The organism is Paraburkholderia sp. (assembly GCF_026225065.1).
Classification (GTDB): domain Bacteria; phylum Pseudomonadota; class Gammaproteobacteria; order Burkholderiales; family Burkholderiaceae; genus Paraburkholderia.
The window spans coordinates 1-15,875 of record NZ_JAMFSB010000045.1 but is presented as its reverse complement, the minus strand read 5'-3'; the positions used below and the strand labels follow the sequence as shown (position 1 = coordinate 15,875).

15 protein-coding genes are annotated in these 15,875 nt (G+C 63.5%); 3 read left to right on the top strand and 12 right to left on the bottom strand.

Annotated features, from left to right (window positions below; genetic code table 11):
* Positions 1-22: 22 nt before the first annotated feature.
* Positions 23-544, bottom strand: coding sequence for a MarR family winged helix-turn-helix transcriptional regulator (locus M0954_RS03500; protein WP_297351667.1), 522 nt, complete (start codon positions 542-544; stop codon positions 23-25).
* 256 nt (positions 545-800) lie between these two features.
* Between M0954_RS03500 and M0954_RS03495 the strand changes: the two genes are divergently transcribed.
* Positions 801-1,070 carry a multidrug ABC transporter ATPase gene (locus M0954_RS03495; protein WP_122152969.1) on the top strand — a complete coding sequence of 90 codons (270 nt, stop codon included), beginning with the start codon at positions 801-803 and terminating at the stop codon, positions 1,068-1,070.
* A 208-nt stretch (positions 1,071-1,278) separates the two neighbouring features.
* Positions 1,279-2,814 (top strand): efflux transporter outer membrane subunit, encoded by a 1,536-nt coding sequence (locus M0954_RS03490; protein WP_297351665.1) that lies wholly within the window; start codon positions 1,279-1,281, stop codon positions 2,812-2,814.
* A gap of 128 nt (positions 2,815-2,942) precedes the next feature.
* Here M0954_RS03490 and M0954_RS03485 read toward each other — a convergent pair whose 3' ends face one another.
* The 8 genes from M0954_RS03485 to gspG form a co-directional block, all read right to left on the bottom strand.
* Positions 2,943-3,722, bottom strand: a complete 780-nt coding sequence (locus tag M0954_RS03485; protein ID WP_122152967.1) for a type II secretion system protein N — start codon at positions 3,720-3,722, stop codon at positions 2,943-2,945.
* Positions 3,723-3,744: 22 nt separating this feature from the next.
* Positions 3,745-4,248, bottom strand: coding sequence for a type II secretion system protein GspM (gspM, locus tag M0954_RS03480; protein WP_122152966.1), 504 nt, complete (start codon positions 4,246-4,248; stop codon positions 3,745-3,747).
* Complete coding sequence (gene gspL / locus M0954_RS03475; protein WP_297351663.1) at positions 4,245-5,642, bottom strand: type II secretion system protein GspL; 1,398 nt, start codon at positions 5,640-5,642, stop codon at positions 4,245-4,247. The genes gspM and gspL overlap by 4 nt, the downstream gene beginning before the upstream one ends.
* Positions 5,643-5,670: 28 nt before the next feature.
* Positions 5,671-6,879 (bottom strand): type II secretion system minor pseudopilin GspK, encoded by a 1,209-nt coding sequence (gene gspK / locus M0954_RS03470; RefSeq protein WP_297351661.1) that lies wholly within the window; start codon positions 6,877-6,879, stop codon positions 5,671-5,673.
* Positions 6,880-7,432: 553 nt separating this feature from the next.
* The gene (locus M0954_RS03465) at positions 7,433-8,110 is read right to left on the bottom strand and encodes a type II secretion system protein J (protein ID WP_297351659.1); all 678 of its coding nucleotides are present in this window, start codon (positions 8,108-8,110) and stop codon (positions 7,433-7,435) included.
* Positions 8,088-8,495, bottom strand: a complete 408-nt coding sequence (gene gspI / locus M0954_RS03460; RefSeq protein ID WP_122155493.1) for a type II secretion system minor pseudopilin GspI — start codon at positions 8,493-8,495, stop codon at positions 8,088-8,090. The genes M0954_RS03465 and gspI overlap by 23 nt, the downstream gene beginning before the upstream one ends.
* A gap of 13 nt (positions 8,496-8,508) precedes the next feature.
* A complete protein-coding gene (locus tag M0954_RS03455; RefSeq protein WP_123385109.1) occupies positions 8,509-9,084 on the bottom strand; it encodes a GspH/FimT family pseudopilin in 576 nt (191 codons plus the stop codon).
* Positions 9,085-9,127: 43 nt separating this feature from the next.
* Positions 9,128-9,592, bottom strand: coding sequence for a type II secretion system major pseudopilin GspG (gene gspG / locus M0954_RS03450; protein WP_122152963.1), 465 nt, complete (start codon positions 9,590-9,592; stop codon positions 9,128-9,130).
* Between the two features lie 206 nt (positions 9,593-9,798).
* On the opposite strand from gspG, the gene M0954_RS03445 reads away from it, so the two are divergent.
* Complete coding sequence (locus tag M0954_RS03445) at positions 9,799-10,212, top strand: type II secretion system protein N (RefSeq protein ID WP_122152962.1); 414 nt, start codon at positions 9,799-9,801, stop codon at positions 10,210-10,212.
* Positions 10,213-10,280: 68 nt separating this feature from the next.
* Here the strand turns inward: M0954_RS03445 and gspF are convergent, their stop codons facing one another.
* From gspF to gspD, 3 genes are read right to left on the bottom strand one after another with little or no spacing between them, the layout of a single operon-like run.
* A complete protein-coding gene (gene gspF / locus M0954_RS03440; RefSeq protein ID WP_123385108.1) occupies positions 10,281-11,498 on the bottom strand; it encodes a type II secretion system inner membrane protein GspF in 1,218 nt (405 codons plus the stop codon).
* Positions 11,499-11,502: 4 nt separating this feature from the next.
* On the bottom strand, positions 11,503-13,056 hold the full coding sequence (gene gspE, locus M0954_RS03435) for a type II secretion system ATPase GspE (RefSeq protein ID WP_122152960.1): 1,554 nt from the start codon (positions 13,054-13,056) through the stop codon (positions 11,503-11,505).
* The gene (gspD, locus tag M0954_RS03430) at positions 13,053-15,434 is read right to left on the bottom strand and encodes a type II secretion system secretin GspD (protein ID WP_133892582.1); all 2,382 of its coding nucleotides are present in this window, start codon (positions 15,432-15,434) and stop codon (positions 13,053-13,055) included. The genes gspE and gspD overlap by 4 nt, the downstream gene beginning before the upstream one ends.
* Positions 15,435-15,875: the final 441 nt, after the last annotated feature.

The following is a 15,875-nucleotide window of genomic DNA, read 5'->3' as shown; positions in this document are numbered from 1 at the left end:
TACGTCGTGCTTTCTTGCCCGGTTACTTGCTGTCTTCCGGCGACAGTGAATTCTCTGCCCCCGGACAGGCGATAAATCCGTCATCTGCCCCGCTACCCGAGCCGTTCTTGATCAGGCGGCCAAGCAGTTTCGTCAGCGTCGCGGTATCTTCAGCGGTAAATCCTTGCAACTGTTCGTTCAGCACCGCCGCGCCCACGCGCGGCAGTTGCTGGGCGACTTCCCGCCCTTGCGGCGTCAGTTCGAGCTTGACCATGCGGCGGTCGGCATCGCTGCGCGTGCGGACGATAAAGCCCTTCTTTTCAAGGCGATCGAGCATGCGCGTCATCGAACCGCTGTCGTACGACATGGCGCGCGACAGTTCATACGGCGTATGCGCCCGCCCGCACGACAGCATCAGGATCACACCGATCTGCTGCGCCGTGAGACCCAACGGCTTGACCGCACGATCCATCCGTTCGACCAGCACATTGCGCGCTTTCGACAGGTAATAACCAAGGCTCGACTCAAGGTGAATCTCGTCAGCGTTATAGGGACCATCGGTCATCGAAGACTCGCTTTGAAGCATCAGGAAGCAGACCGAATTTTAGCTGCCTAAGCAGACAAGTCAATCTCAAAATTCGTTTGGCCACGCTGATCAAAAAACAACACGGCATGCTGACGTGCAGCAAAGTATCTTGAAATTTAATTGCATAGTCAATATTATTACAGGCAACGAGTTACGCGCGATTCGCGCCACCCGAGACCATGTTCTGACCGCTTTGCCGCGCACCCTACCGGGCGGTGCGCAGAGGATTCCCACCATGCTGTACCTGAAAAACACCCTGAGCAGCCTGAGCCGCTCGCTTCACGACTCCGCAGTGCAGAGCTTTCAAGGCCCGTACCGCTGGTGGAAACTCGCGCTCTACGTGGTGATGTTCGTGCTGCCGGGGGGATCGCTGGGGGTGTTGTTCTTTGCGTGGATCGATCATCGCCGCAATGGCCCCGCCGCCCAGCCGGCCAAACAGTCGACCAAACAGTCGGCGGGGCTGCCAAGCCTCACGGGCGCACACCCCTGCCGTAACGGCACGTAACCGTCTCCGTAAGACCGGTTACACACCCGCCGCGCGCCGCGCATTACTCTTTCAATTTTCTGCGTCATCGGCATCGCGTACGCTACCATTCCGGATCGTCGCGATGTCCCGTCTCGCTTTGTCATCCGGGCGCTCCGCCCGCCGACCTTCCCGGGATCTCGTGGTCACACTGGAACGCGCCTCGGCCGAATCGACAGGAATTGATTGAATGCAGTTTGACCGAAGCTCGCACGCGCGGGCCGTTGCTCGGCGCGCCCTGACCCTCGCAGTTGCCGCTGCGCTCGCCGCGTTGGTGACGGGCTGCGCGGTGGGCCCAGACTATAAGACGCCCACTTCCGACGTGCCCGCGTCCTATAAGGAAGCGGCGCCCGGCTGGAAGGTTGCGCAACCCTCCGATCAGCATGACCGCGGCCAGTGGTGGGCCATTTACGACGACGCAGAACTGAGCGCGCTCGAAGACAAGCTGAATACCTCGAACCAGACCGTCGCCCAATATGCCGCCGCTTACCGGCAAGCCCGTGCGCTGGTCGGTGAAGCCCGCGCCGCGTATTTCCCGGTGATCAGCGGCTCGGCTGGCCTCACCCGGTCGGGCAATGGCTCGGCAGCGAGTTCGACCTCGGGGACGCGCTCGAGCGTCGGCAACAGCTACAACCTGTCACTCGATGCCAGCTGGGAGCCGGACCTGTGGGGCAAGGTAAGCCGTACCGTCAGCGCGCAGGAAGCCGGCCAGCAGGGCGCCGCCGCCACGCTCGCCAACGCGCGACTGTCCGCGCAGGGCACATTGGCGCAAACCTACTTCTCGCTGCGCGAGCTCGATGCGATGCAGAAGCTGCTCGACGACACGGTTGTCGCTTACGAGAAATCGCTCAAGCTCACGCAGAACCAGTACGCACAGGGCGTCGCCGCACGCTCGGACGTGATTCAGGCGCAGGCGCAACTGCAATCGGCACAGGCCGCCGCAATCGACAACGGCATCGCGCGCGCTGAGGACGAGCACGCGATTGCGGTGCTGGTGGGCCAGCCCGCTTCGACCTTCTCGATTCCGCCCGTGCCGCTCACCGCAACGCCGCCCTCCGTACCCGCGCAGATGCCGTCCGCGCTGCTGGAGCGCCGACCCGACATCGCGGCGGCCGAGCGCGCCGCCAAGGCCGCCAACGAACAGATCGGCGTGGCAATTTCCGCGTTCTTCCCATCACTGACGCTATCCGCGAGCGGCGGCTTCCAGAGTTCGGTGCTGTCGCAACTGCTCACTGCGCCGGCGCGCTTCTGGACGCTCGGCCCGCAACTCGCCGGCACGATCTTCGACGGGGGTTTGCGCTCGGCGCAGACCGAAGCGGCCCGCGCCGCCTACGACGAGGACGTCGCGGTCTACCGTCAAACGGTGCTCGCAGCATTTCAGGACGTCGAGGACAACCTCGCATCGCAGCGCATTCTGGAGCAGGAAATCGGCGTGCAGCAGCAGGCCGTCATTTCGGCCCAGCAGGCGCTGGATATCGTCACGAACCAGTACAAGTCGGGCACCGTCGCATATCTGAGCGTGCTGACCGCGCAGACCACCGCGTTCACTGCCGAGCAGAAACTGGCCACCTTGGCGGGCGAGCGGATGGTGTCGTCAGTGGGCCTGGTGAAGGCTCTTGGCGGCGGCTGGGATGTGTCGGAGATGGCTAAGGAAACCGGCTCCGTCGCGCCGCCGGAGGCTGCTTCTGCAACCGCCGCGGCTTCGACGGCTGTCCGAAGCGACTAGGGACGCAAGCGCGTCGGATCAGGCAGCACACAAACCGCATTTAGACCAAAGGGGCATAGCCGTCACACGGCTATGCCCCTTTTGCCTTTCCATGCCATGGGCGACGCCCGTGCTGCGTAGCGCCGCGATCAGTGCACGAAGGTCAACGCCACCGTATCCGGACCGCTCGGCCGCCCGAGCAGATTCAGCAGGCCGGCGAGGTTGTCGCGCGCTTCCGGAGCGGCGCTCGCCGTGCCGTTAAACGATGACACGCCGCCCCCGACCATGCCGTGACCCTTGAGCATCAACGGGCCTTTAAGCGTCGAGAGATCGATCGTCGAGCTGTTGCCTTGCGCCTGAATCACCACCTGGTAGGAACCGAGCGGCTTGACCAGCGAGACCCGCGAACTGGCATCGTTTAGCGTAACCGTCAGTTGTCCGAACGCTTCCTGGTCGAAGCTGCGCCAGTCGCTCCATGCAAGCCGCACTTCGCCTTGCAGATCGAGCGTGTTGAACGGCGCGCCCAGGCCAGTGAGCAATGCCGCCGGCACGGCAATCGAACCTTGCGACAGCACGGCGCCGCGACGGGTAGCGTCGACGGTGATCGGCACGGGCATCGCTTCGCTTTGCAGCATCGTCATCTGCACGCGGCCGGTGAAGAGCGGCCAGAAGGCGGTGTGCCATTCGATCCGGCCCGGCAGAAGCGTCGCCGAGCTGGTGTCCGATCCAGCGGCCAGCATCAGCGTGGCCGAACCATTCCAGAGCGAGCCGGCGGGATCGACCAGATTGACGTGACCGCCGCTCGCCTTCGTGAACTGCGGCGTGATCCACGCCGCGGGCAACAGCACCAGCAAAACCGTACCGCTCGACAACACCGCGACCAGCAGCCACGGCAAGGCAGCGCGCAGGCGCCGCGTCCAGAAATTCATGCGAGATCCTGTGGCAGCACCATCATTTGGCGGTCGATGGCTGCAGCGATGCCGTCAGGTCGACCTGCCCGTCTTCTTTGAGCGCGGTGATGTGGGCTTCCGCAATCTGCACCTTGAACTGCTTGCGCACATCGTCGACCCAGGTGGTCCACGTGGGAAACGACGCGTTCTTCAACTCGACCTGCACCGCGTTGCCCATCAACTGCACTTGCAGCGGCACGAGGCCGTGTTCGGTGAGCGACGCGGTGAGCGCATCCTTGAGAGCGCCGCCAGTGGGCGTCACGCCTTGGACCGCCGACGACAGGCTGCGCGCCTCATCAGCTTGCGCCGTCATCTGCGCGAGCTGACGCTGTATTGCCGGCAGGCTCTCGCGCAAATGCGCGCGGCCGTCGAGGGCAGGGCCCAACAGGATCGACCACGCAATCACCACACCGAGGGCCACACCACCCCACAGCAGCAGCGTTTTCTCCCGCTCGGTGCGTCCGTCCCAGAACCCGGCCCACGTTTGAGCAAGTTCAGCTTTCATTGTCCGCTCCTGATGGTCCACTTGCCGGTATTGCTATCGATCGCGCCGGAGAGCCCGTTGATTGACAGACGTTGCGCGAGGCCGGGATCGACTTTGACTTCCGGTTTGAACGTGACGTCCAGCCGACGGTCGTGATAATCGATCGCCGCGATGCCATTGACCGGCAACGGTCCAAGCGAGCGCGCGAATCCGGAGGCAAGCGACAGGAAGTCGTCCGGCGACAACTCACCGGCGGCCACGCGCAACTGCTGCATCTGGCGCGACATCTGATCGGGCGCATCGAGCACGACGGTGGTTTTCGGGAAGGTGTTGAGCAGCAGTTCGGTCATCTGCGTGTTGATCGCATCACGCTGGTGCGCGAGGACCATCCACTGCACGTTGACGCCGATAATCGCGATCACCAGCGCGGCAACGGCCAGCACGATCGGAAAACGCAGACGCCGCAGCGTGGCGCGGTCGAGTCGCCACGGCTGCGAGGCGAACTCAAACTGACATAGATCGAAGCGGCATTCAAGCGCGCGGCGCGCGAGCTTCTCGAACGGCAGCGGCTGCGCGCCTTTCACCTGGCCGGCAAGTTTGGCTTGAGCGCCCGCACCCATGCCGGGCTCACTACCAGGCACCTCGGTGAGCTGATAAAGCGTGATCGGCGCGGCGCCGGAGAGCGCTTCGAGAGTGCTATTCACCGCGGTCGCCGGCAGCGCGAGCCCCTCACCCTGACGGCCGCGCGCAATCGCCACTTCCACGCGAGTGGTGCTGGACTCCGGCGCCACCTCGAGCAGCAGAGCGGGCGCAGTGGAGACGACCGCGCCGAGCACGGCCGCGACGACTGGCGCGGGCGGCTCGACCGGCAGGCCAGCCGCGAGCTTGGCCGCTGCGGCGGGCTTCAGCGTCGCCGACGCTGCTTCGGCCTCGGCGAGCACAGCGGCGGCTTCAGTGGCAGCGGCGGTGACCGGAGCCGACGGCAGGCAACGCGTGACCGGCACGGCACGCACGCTGCGATGACCGGCTGCGGCGAAGGCTTCGCAGATGAAGCGGAACCAGCCACGATCGACGACAGCGAGCAGATACCGCCCTTTGCCGAGCGGCTGCGGATCGAGCGCGATATGACAGGTCTGCGGATCCTGAATCAGTTGATCTTCGACGATGTTTGGCAATGCCTGGCGCAGACGCGGCCCCTTCAACGGGGGCAGGGTCGCGGGCATCATCAGGAGGTCGCGGGCGGCGACCATCAGGACCGTCGACGAGGTACGCGGCAACAGCGCGAGCGAGGCCCGGCCGGCGCGCTGCGTGCGGCCCGACTTGTCGAGCAACACGAACGGCAGCTCCGGCAGTTGCCATTCCTGCGATGGCACCGCCGGGTCACGCGGCGGCAGAAGGACGATCAGTGTGCTCAAAGGCCACTCTCTCCGGGAAAAGCGTTATTCATAGTTGATCCTGCACGCTCACGACGCGGGTGGTGTGCGTGAGCGCATCGCGATAGACGAGAGTCGTGCGATCCACTTCCGCGCGTTCATGATCGACTCGGCCGTGGATAAAAAAGTAACTGGTAGTGACGTCGTAGAGACTGGGGTCGATCGACAGCTGCGGGACACCTGCGCCTTGCAAGGCCAACTGTACATCGCCGACGTTATGAAAGAACACGGTTTGGCGGCGCGCAACGAACGCCTGCGCATTGGACAGGCTCATCCCCTCGACGACGGCGGCGACGACTTCGGCGGGCGCGGTATTCATGTTGACCGCGGTAGTGGTGGGCAGATACGTCACGAAAGGACGCAGACGCTCGACCATGTCGGGGGAGAAGCCTGGTACATCGAGCAGCGAATCGACGCCCGTCATTTGCAGGGGCACGACGGAGGGATTGTTGTCGTCGTCGCTGATACCGGGTTTATCGGTGAAGCTATTCCCGCCGACGGCGCCGCCCACGACGGCCGGCGCGGTGTAGGGGCTGGTCAGGGCGGTCGTCTGGAAGCGCGTCGCGGAGTGGGCGAGGCTATTGCGGACCTGGATCGCGGCGTTTTGCGCTGCTGAGCTATTGAGGCCGAGCAGGCTGAGCAGACGCTGGAAGGACTGGATTTGCGATACATTTAATTGCAGCATGCCTGGAGCGGGGCTTGAGACCAGGTTTCGCAGATTGAAGCGGGATTGGGCGTCTTCTATTGAGCCTGACAAGTACGTTTCGGCGCCTTCGGCGGCGCGGACTTCGCCTATTTGGCCCAGGAAGTCAGAGAGACGTGTTTTGGCTATGGGGACACCCCAGACCCCGCCCAGGTAGGTTATTCCTGCGGAGGTGTCGCCTTCGGATCTTAGGATCAGGCGTGTCCAGTCTAGCGCGCCTCGCGAGATCCATTGGGCTTGGGATAGCAGGCGTTGGTTTTCTATCCTGCGGATTTGTACTTGCTGGCGCCAGAGGATGCCTGAGACCAGGATTGCTGATAGGGCTACTACTAGGAGTGCTGTGATTATGGCTACGCCGGTTTGCGCTTTTTTGTTTGCCTGTGCGGCGTGTGTCCGTGTTCTTGCGGGGTTGGCCTTTCCTTGCTTTCTTAGTGGTTTGCTTGTGTTGCCCCTGTGCGGGGCGGCACTTACTTTCTTTGCCGCCGCAAAGAAAGTAAGCAAAGAAAGCGGGCTCACACCGCCAGCTTGTAGGTGTCCCCCACTGTCCATAGTTCGGAGTGGTCCGCGCACGAAATCGGCTTTCGCGCTCTCAGTCTTCGTGACAAAGGACTCATTCATCCCGCCTACGCACTTCGTGCGTGACGGTAAGGCATAACCATTGGTGGGTTGCTGAGCGCGCGGCGCGGAAACAAGTCCCACTGCAGCTTGAGCGGGGGGTTGTGCCCGACGGCGGGGCGCGAAGCGCGACGCTGGAACGGATGACTGCTTTGTCACTAAGGAGGAGGGTGCGAGGGATGATTGCGTGCGCGCACCACTCCGAATTATGGACAGTGGGGGACACTTATAAGCTGGCGGGGTGAGCGGCTTTCTTTTGCCTACTTTTCTTTGCCGCTGCAAAGAAAAGTAGGTGCTGCCCCGCACAGGGGCGACACTAATAGACCGATAAGAAAGCAAGGAAAGGCCAAAGGAAAACCCAAAACAAACAAAACCAAAACAGAGAGCAAACACCCCCCCAGCCTGCGCAGCAGAAAAAAAGACCCCCGGCAGTAGCAAACCAAAAACCACTTCATCACTCTCCGACGAGAAAAACCCGCGTAACCGGCCGCGCCAGCGAAGTCGCCCCAATCACAACCTCAAGCCCCATCACCGACCGCGGCAGCGGTGCACTCCCCAACTGGGGAACCTTGAGATTGTTATCGTTCTCGGCAATCGCCGCCTGCACATCCTTCATCTGCGTAGTCCACCCAACCTTCGGCACAAACAACCGCGCATCGATCGAGCCGACTCCCCCCATCAATGGCACTGCACTCCAACCGTCTCCCTCTCCACCTCGCAAAGCCCCTTGCAACTCCCCCATCGTGCCCAGCGGCGGCGATGCATACCGTGTCACCCGACCCTCGATCACCCGGTACCGCACCACCTGCAAGCGCGGCGCCGCATCCGGCATGTCGAATTCCCGCACGATCTGCAACACGCTCCCACTCACCGACACCGCGGCAGCCCCCGACTCGTCATCCGTCGCGGCATGCCGCACATCAATTCGCATCTGGTCGAACAACTGCGCGAACACGCGCTCGTCTTCCATCGCGTTCGTGATCGTCTGCCGTCCGCGGATGATCTGATCCAGTCCACGCCATGACAGCACCGCGATCACCGCCAGAATCGCAATCGCGACCAGCAACTCGATCAGCGTAAAGCCACGCGCCGGCCGGCGGCCGCGGCGCTCAGAGCGAACGGTTCGTTTCATTCGCCACCACCGTCACCATCTGGGCAAGATTGCCGGCGCGGCCCGGTGTCGTTACCAGCACCTCCACTCGGCGAAACACCGGATTCGGCGTCGCCGTCACGCGTTCCGTACAAAGCAGCTGCAAATTCCCCTGCGAACAGTCGTAACTGCTCGACCCCACATCCGGCCAGCTATGCGCAAGCTTCAACTGCGCCAGCATGTTGTCCGCACTCCAGCCCGCCAGCAACCGCTGATGCAACTCCACCTCGCTGTTCGCCAGATTGCCCACCGCGCGCATCGAGGCAGCGAGAGCCACCGCGATAATCGCCAGCGCCACCAGTACTTCAATCATCGTAAAGCCGCCCTGTGACTTCCGATGTATCGGTGCACGCCCGGCATCCCTCATCTGGCCGCTCATCTCAACGCACCTCATAGCGGCCATTGCCCGTTCCCACGATCCGCGCCTGACCGACAGCGGAAAACAGCGTGATCTGCACCGGCGCGTCGATGCTCTCCGTGCCGAACACCAGCCGCGACGGGTGCACGTCCGAACCTGGATAATCGATCGACACGCTCGTCACGCCGCCTTCCCAGCGACGCGCGCCAAGCAGATCGTCGCGCAAGGGACGCCAGCCGTCGTCGGTGTGCATATCGAACCGGAAACCGCCATCGAACGGCTGCCACGCAATCGGCCGGGCCCGCACCTGTGCTTCGTCGCCAGCCGATTCGAACAGCAACGCCAGGCGTTGAGCTTCTTCATTCAGATCCGTACGCGGATTGCGCGTCACCGCGAGCGATGTCAGCGACACTAGCAGCCCGGCAATCAACAGCACCACCAGCATCTCCAGCAACGTAAAGCCCATCTGCCGGTTCACGCGCCGACGTCCGCCCGGCGTGACCGCGACGCTTTGCCGGCGTGTGTCGCCAGGCGCCACGTATGGCACCCTCGCCAGATGCGCCGGGGCAACACGAGACTTGCAAGCGGACAGAGACATGGTGCCGACGATAAGCGAGAGTGCGCGCAATAAACTCAACCGGTCATTCCCACGAGCCTATGTCGGCGTCGTTGCCTTCGCCACCCGGTTTGCCGTCGGCGCCGTAACTGAACACGTCGATTTCACCGTGCACGCCCGGGTTCAGATATTGATACCCATTGCCCCACGGATCGTTCGGCAAACGCTCGAGGTAACCACCGTCCTTCCAGTTGTTCGGGACCGGATCGGTCGAGGGCTTTTCGACCAATGCGCGCAGCCCCTGGTCCTGAGTCGGATAACGGCCATTGTCGAGACGGTACAGCTTCAACGCCTGCATGATCGTGCCGATGTCCTGCTTCGCAGCGACGCGCCGCGCTTCATCCGGCCGGCTCATGATCTTCGGGACGATCAGCGCGGCCAGGATGCCGAGAATCGCGATCACCACCATGATTTCGATCAGCGTGAAACCGCGCTGACGACGGTTGCGCAGACCCGCGATTTCGGTGCGGCGAGTGGTCCACATTTGCATAGCTTGCTACCTCTTTTCAGGAAGATTTTCGTGTCGGGCGAGTGTCGTGCCAACCAGGATCAGCGTGCGATTTAACACTCCCGTTCTGTCATTTTAATGTCATGCAGTTGAAGGGTTGCGAGAAAACGCCGGAACCTGGCGCGAGGCGCCAGGTTAGGGCACGTTCCCCCCACGCAAATTTCACAATAGTCCGTACAATGATGCGCATGAACGCCATCCAAATCCGCCTTCTGTCGCTCGCACTGTTCGCGGTGTTCTGCGCGACGCTCACTTACTGGGTCGTCACGCTCGCCGCGCTGCGAGGCGGCCCGTTGCCGGCTGCCGCCGTGAACGCGCCGGTCTCGGTCGACCAGGCGGCCACGCTGTTCGGCGGCCAGCTTCAGCGCAGCGCCAACCAGGACGTGCGTCTGTTCGGCATCCTCTCGCTCCAGGAAGGCGCCGCCGCCATCCTCAGCGCAGGTGGCGAACCGCCGCGAGCCGTGTCGCTCGGCAGCGCCATCATGCAAGGCGCCAAGCTCTACGAAGTGCGCCCCCGTTCGATCATCATCGACCGCAACGGTGTCCGCTCCGAAGTGTTCCTGCCCGCCAATCCCGCCGGCCCCACCATTTACGTGCGTTAGGCAAACCTGCCGCCAGCCGCTTCGCCGCGATCGAGCGCGCGCCCTTCGTGGCCGCGCGCCTGAACGCTTCATTGCACCAGGTTGTTCAACTCGATGATCGGCAGCATCACCGCCAGCACGATCACCAGCACTACACCCCCCATCGCCAGAATCAGCAACGGCTCGAGCAGGCTCGTCAGGAACATCGTGCGCCGCTCGAGTTCGTTGGCTTCGCCTTCGGCCGCGCGATCGAGCATCGTCGTCACGTCGCCGGTCGCTTCGCCTGAACGGATCAGGTGCACCAGCACCGGCGGAAACGTCTTGGTATTGCCCAACGCGCGTGACAGCGACGTGCCTTCACGCACGCGCACAATCGCGTCGTCGATGTTGTCGCGCATGGCGCGGTTGCTGAGCGTTTCGCTCGCCGCCTGCAGCGCGCGCAGAATCGGCACGCCCGCTGCCGTCAGAATGCCGAGCGTGCTGGCAAAGCGTACGGTGTTATAGCCGCGTACCAGCTTGCCGAGCAGCGGGGCGGTCAGCAGCCAGCGGTCGAAGGCGAGACGCGGGCCGGGTTGCGCCAGAATCGACCGCACGAGATACGCCACCAGCACGACCGCGATCAGCACCGCCCACCACCATTTCCGCACAAAGCCCGACAACGCCATCATCATGATCGTCAGCACCGGCAACTGCTGCTTGGTGCTCGCAAACACGTTGACGACCTGCGGCACGACGTAGCTCAACAGGAACGTGACGATGCCGAAAGCAATGATCGTGACGACGGTCGGATACGTGAAGGCCAGCACGATCTTCTGTTTGAGCGCGTTGCGCTGCTCGATATAGTCGGCGAGACGCGACAGCACGAGACCCAGCTTGCCGGTATGTTCGCCGGCGGCCACCAGTGCCCGGTAGATCTCCGGAAAATCTTTCGGATGCTGCTGCAACGCATTGGCGAGCGAATGACCGCCGAGCACTTCAGCGCGTATCGACGCCATCAGTTCACGGATGTAGTCGCGCTCCGACTGTTCGGTCAGCACGCCGAGCGCTTCGTCGAGCGGTAAGCCGGCGATCAGCAGACTGGCCAGTTGGCGCGTGAGAATAGCCTGCTCGCGTTGCGACAGACGCCGCCCCAACGAGAGCCGCTGATTGCGCTCGCCGCGCGTGCGGCTCGAGGCCGGCTCGACGATCAGCGGCGTGAGCCCCTGGCCACGCAGATGCGTGCGGGCGCCGCGCGCACTGTCGGCGTCGAGTACGCCTTTCTGCGCTTTGCCCGTCGCATCGATCGCTTCGAAACGAAATGCCGGCATGGGGTTATGCTCCGCCCGTCACGCGGATCACTTCTTCGAGCGAGGTCAGGCCCGAAGCGAGCCAGCGGTCGGAATCTTCGCGCAGCGTGCGCATGCCTTGCGAACGACCGGCCGCGAGGATCTCCGAGTCGGCAGCATTGCGGTGGACCAGCGTACGGATCGTGTCGTCGATCAGCAGCAACTCATACACGCCGCGCCGTCCTGCGTAACCGGAGTGGCCACACTTCTCACAACCCACGGGATGCCACTGCATGCGCCCGTCCGCATCGGGGCGCTCTTCGCGGCACACCTGACAGAGCCTGCGCACGAGGCGCTGCGCCAGCACGCCGAGCAGCGACGAAGCCAGCAGGTAAGGTTCGACGCCCATGTCGGTCAAACGCGTTACGGCGGAGGCCGCATCGTTGGTGTGCAGCGTCGCCAGCACAAGGTGGCCAGTGAGCGATGCCTGCACGGCGATCTGCGCGGTTTCGAGGTCGCGGATTTCACCAATCATGATGATGTCCGGATCCTGCCGCAGAATCGAGCGCAGCGCCCGCGCGAAGGTCATGCCGATCCGTTCGTTGACCTGGGTCTGGCCAATGCCCGAGAGGTCGTATTCGATCGGGTCTTCGACGGTCATGATGTTGGCCGTCGCCGTCTCGAGCCGCGACATCGACGCGTAGAGCGTCGTCGTCTTGCCCGAGCCGGTCGGCCCGGTTACCAGCACGATGCCGTGCGGGCGGCCGATCAGCTTGTCGAATTTCACCAACGTGTCCGCGCCCATGCCGAGCGCTTCCAGATTCAGGCGCGACGCGTCTTTCTCGAGCAGACGCAACACCGCGCGCTCACCGTGCCCGGTCGGTAACGTCGAGACCCGCACGTCGACCGGCCGGCCCCCCACGCGTAACGTGATCCGGCCATCCTGCGGCAAGCGTTTTTCAGCAATGTCGAGCTGCGCCATGATCTTGATCCGCGAGATCAGCGCGCCGTGCAGCGCCTTCTTCGGCCGCACGACATCGCGCAGCGTACCGTCGACGCGAAAGCGCACCACCGAGGCATTCTCGAACGGCTCGATGTGAATATCCGAAGCCTGTTCGCGCGCCGCCTGAGTGAGGAGGGCGTTGATCATGCGGATGATTGGCGCGTCGTCTTCCGATTCGAGCAGATCCTCGACCTCCGGGATCTCCTGCATCAGACGCGACAGATCGACTTCACCTTCCACTTCGCCCACCACCTGCGCGGCACTGCCATCGTGGCGTGCGTAGGCCTGGTTGATTGCCTGAGCGAGTTCCTCAGCGGGCAAGCGCACTACCGTGAGAGCGCCGAAATTGCGCCCGACTTCGGCGAGCGCAGCGTCGCTCGTGCGTTCGCTGATCCAGACTTCGAGGCTGTCGGCGTGCTGATGCGCGACCAGAATCTGGCCGCTGCGGGCGAAGCCATAGGGCACGAGCCGTGCGGCGACTGCCGATGACGCGCCGCGCTCGGCAGACACCGCCGCGAACGCTGGCGTCGTCGTGGCACCGGCCCGGGTCGCTGCTGACGACGCAGAACCAGACGACGGTGTGGACGGCGTGCTCACGGCTGCGCTCCCGGCGCCGTGGTAACGGGCGAGCTGGTCGGCACGGGATTGGTCTGAACAGCAGCACCATTCGGGACCGCACCGCCGTTCTGGACGGTACCGCCACTCTGGACCGCGCCACCATTCGGAACCGCACCGCCATTCGACACCGGCGCCCGGGAAGCGGGAGCCGGCGGCGCCATCTGCTGACGGCGCATCTCGTCAAGATTGAACAGGTTCATCGCGGGCGCGCCGCCCTCGGCCGGGCCGATCGGCATCGGCGGAACCACTGGATCGTCCTTGTCCTTGATCAGGTTGTTATCCGACTTGTACGCGCCCTGCACGCCCTGGATGTAGTCGTAACGGTTCTCCGTCACGGCCTGCGCGGTAGCGTGATCGGTGATGATCACGGGACGCAGGAACACCATCAGGTTGGTCTTGTTGCGGCTCTTCGATTCCGAACGGAACAGCTGGCCGATCCACGGAATGTCGCCCAGCAACGGCACCTTGCTGTTGCTGACCTGGTAGTTGTCCTGCATCAGGCCGCCCAGCACGATGATTTCGCCGTTATCGGCCAGCACCGTCGACTGGATCGACCGCTTGGTGAACTCCGGGCCCGCCGGGTTGGTCGTCGCGTTGGTCGTGCCGGTGACGATCGCCGAGTCTTCCGTGTAGAGCTGCAGCTTGAGAATCCCGCCGTCGGTGATCTGTGGCTTGACGTGCAGCGTCAGGCCCACGTCGACGCGGTCATACGTATTGAACGCCGCGCTCGAGGTGCCGCTCGTCAGGTTCGAATACGAACCCGTCTGGATCGGCACGTTGGTACCGACGACGATCTTGGCTTCCTCGTTGTCGAGCGTGATCAGGTTAGGCGTCGACAGCACGTTCGCGTCGGCGGTCTGCGACAGCGCCTGCAACAGCGCGCCGAGTCCCTGCACACCGAAAATGTTGTGTATCCAGCCAACGTTGAGGCCCTGCTGGAGACCACTGCCCAGTGCCGTAGCGAGACCGCCCGTGCTCGCGTTAGCAGCTGCGGCCGCCGTCAGATTGACAATGCTATTGCCGGTGCCGGTTGCCAGGTTGGTGCCGGCCAGCACCGAACCGTTCGCGACTTGCCACTGAATGCCGAGATTGGCATTGGTGTTGGAGTTCAGTTCGACGATCAGCGCCTCGATATAGACCTGCGCGCGCCGTGCATCCAGCTGGTCGATCACCGAGCGCAGGTTGCGGTAGACCGCTTCGGGCGCCGTGATGATCAGCGAGTTGGTCGCCGTGTCAGCCTGGATCATGCCGCCGGGCTGGTTGTCGTCGCTGCTTTTGTCCTTGTCGGTGCCGATCGTGTCGCCAGAAGCGCCGGCCGCGCCGGAGCTGGCGCCACCGCCGAGCGGCGACGAGCCCGAGCCGCCTCCGAGTCCGCCTGACGGCAGCGGTGGAGTGCCCGAGGTACCCGTCGAACTGCTGCCGTACGAACTGCCTGAGCTGCCGCCCGCGTTGAACGAACTCGCGTTGTTCGACCCGCTCGACGAGCCGCTGTCGCCGCCTTTGCCGAGCATGCCGCGCAAGGTCTTCGCGAGCGTCGCCGCATCTGCGTTGCGCAGCGGCACCACGTGCATGTTACCGGGCACGGCGCTCGGCGCATCGAGCTGTTTCGCCAGCTCCTTCGCCGCCGCGAGGCGCGCGCCGTTCGACGCACGGATCAGCAGCGAGTTGGTGCGCGCGTCGGCGGTGACCGATACCTTCAGCGTCGCATCGGTCGCGCCGATCGCGCCCGGATCGAGCATCTTCGTCAGTTGCGGTGCGATGTCGAGCGCGTTGGCATTTCTCAACGGCACCACCGAAACCTGCGTGCCCGCAGCCGTGTCGATGCCGGCGATGATCTGGGCAATCCGGCGCACGTTGTCGGCGTAGTCCGTCACGACAATCGTGTTGTTGGACGGATAGGCCGCCACCGTATTGTTCGGCGAGATCAGCGGACGCAGCACCGGCAGCACGTTATTGGCCGATTCGTTCTTAAGCTGGAACACCTGCGTGATCACCTGGTCGCCGCGCGCCACCGGGTTATTGCCGACGTAGGTCGGCACGCCCTGCAGCTTGGCATCGGCTTCCGGCACGACCTTCAGCACGCCGTGATCCTCTACCAGCGCAAAGCCTTGCATCCGTAAAGCGGACTGCAGGGTCTTGAGCGCCTGGTCCTCGGGCACCGGATTTTCGGAGATGAGGTTTAACTGACCCTTGACGCGCGGGTCGACAATGATCGTCTTCCCGGTTGCAGCGCCAATCGCCTTGGCCACCTGATCGATGTCGGCGTTGACGAAGTTGAGTGTCACCTGGGCGTGTGCGGTCTGCGCACCGATCAGGCCAGCCACCAGCAGCGCCGTTGCGACGCGACGCAATGCCATACGATTTCTTCTCATGGAGTTTGATGTCGATGCCGACCGCCGAAGCGACCCGCTGTCATGCGCAGCAAACATAGGTGCGTACCAGCGGTCCCCACGGCTTGCCAGCGCCCCCGCGGGCGCTGGCAACCCCGACTGCCTTCCAACCTATGTCCGGAAAAAACGAACAGTAACAGTTTTTCATGTCGGATTTGTCACAAAACGAAGGCTCCGGTGTGATTACTCTAAACAAGCTCGCGCAACGTAAAATTTTTGAAAGCTTTGGTGAGGAATTGCCCGACCCGTCTGCGAAGTTCGTTTTTAGCGCGCGTATATCCATTAGTCGACTTGACGCTCGACTGCCTGCCGGTATCATACGAGCCGATCATCCTGCCGGACGCAGGTTTGGCTACGCGGGTTTTCCCCGATGTCCGTCACAGGCTCGGTGTTGGCGGGTTTGCAGGC

Excerpts from the sequence above, each read along its gene's own strand:
- M0954_RS03500 (WP_297351667.1), bottom strand. The coding sequence starts at position 544 with ATGACCGATGGTCCCTATAACGCTGACGAGATTCACCTTGAGTCGAGC.
- M0954_RS03495 (WP_122152969.1), top strand. The coding sequence starts at position 801 with ATGCTGTACCTGAAAAACACCCTGAGCAGCCTGAGCCGCTCGCTTCAC.
- M0954_RS03490 (WP_297351665.1), top strand. The coding sequence starts at position 1,279 with ATGCAGTTTGACCGAAGCTCGCACGCGCGGGCCGTTGCTCGGCGCGCC.
- M0954_RS03485 (WP_122152967.1), bottom strand. The coding sequence starts at position 3,722 with ATGAATTTCTGGACGCGGCGCCTGCGCGCTGCCTTGCCGTGGCTGCTG.
- gspM (WP_122152966.1), bottom strand. The coding sequence starts at position 4,248 with ATGAAAGCTGAACTTGCTCAAACGTGGGCCGGGTTCTGGGACGGACGC.
- M0954_RS03465 (WP_297351659.1), bottom strand. The coding sequence starts at position 8,110 with ATGAAACGAACCGTTCGCTCTGAGCGCCGCGGCCGCCGGCCGGCGCGT.
- gspI (WP_122155493.1), bottom strand. The coding sequence starts at position 8,495 with ATGAGGGATGCCGGGCGTGCACCGATACATCGGAAGTCACAGGGCGGC.
- M0954_RS03455 (WP_123385109.1), bottom strand. The coding sequence starts at position 9,084 with ATGTCTCTGTCCGCTTGCAAGTCTCGTGTTGCCCCGGCGCATCTGGCG.
- gspG (WP_122152963.1), bottom strand. The coding sequence starts at position 9,592 with ATGCAAATGTGGACCACTCGCCGCACCGAAATCGCGGGTCTGCGCAAC.
- M0954_RS03445 (WP_122152962.1), top strand. The coding sequence starts at position 9,799 with ATGAACGCCATCCAAATCCGCCTTCTGTCGCTCGCACTGTTCGCGGTG.
- gspF (WP_123385108.1), bottom strand. The coding sequence starts at position 11,498 with ATGCCGGCATTTCGTTTCGAAGCGATCGATGCGACGGGCAAAGCGCAG.
- gspD (WP_133892582.1), bottom strand. The coding sequence starts at position 15,434 with ATGGCATTGCGTCGCGTCGCAACGGCGCTGCTGGTGGCTGGCCTGATC.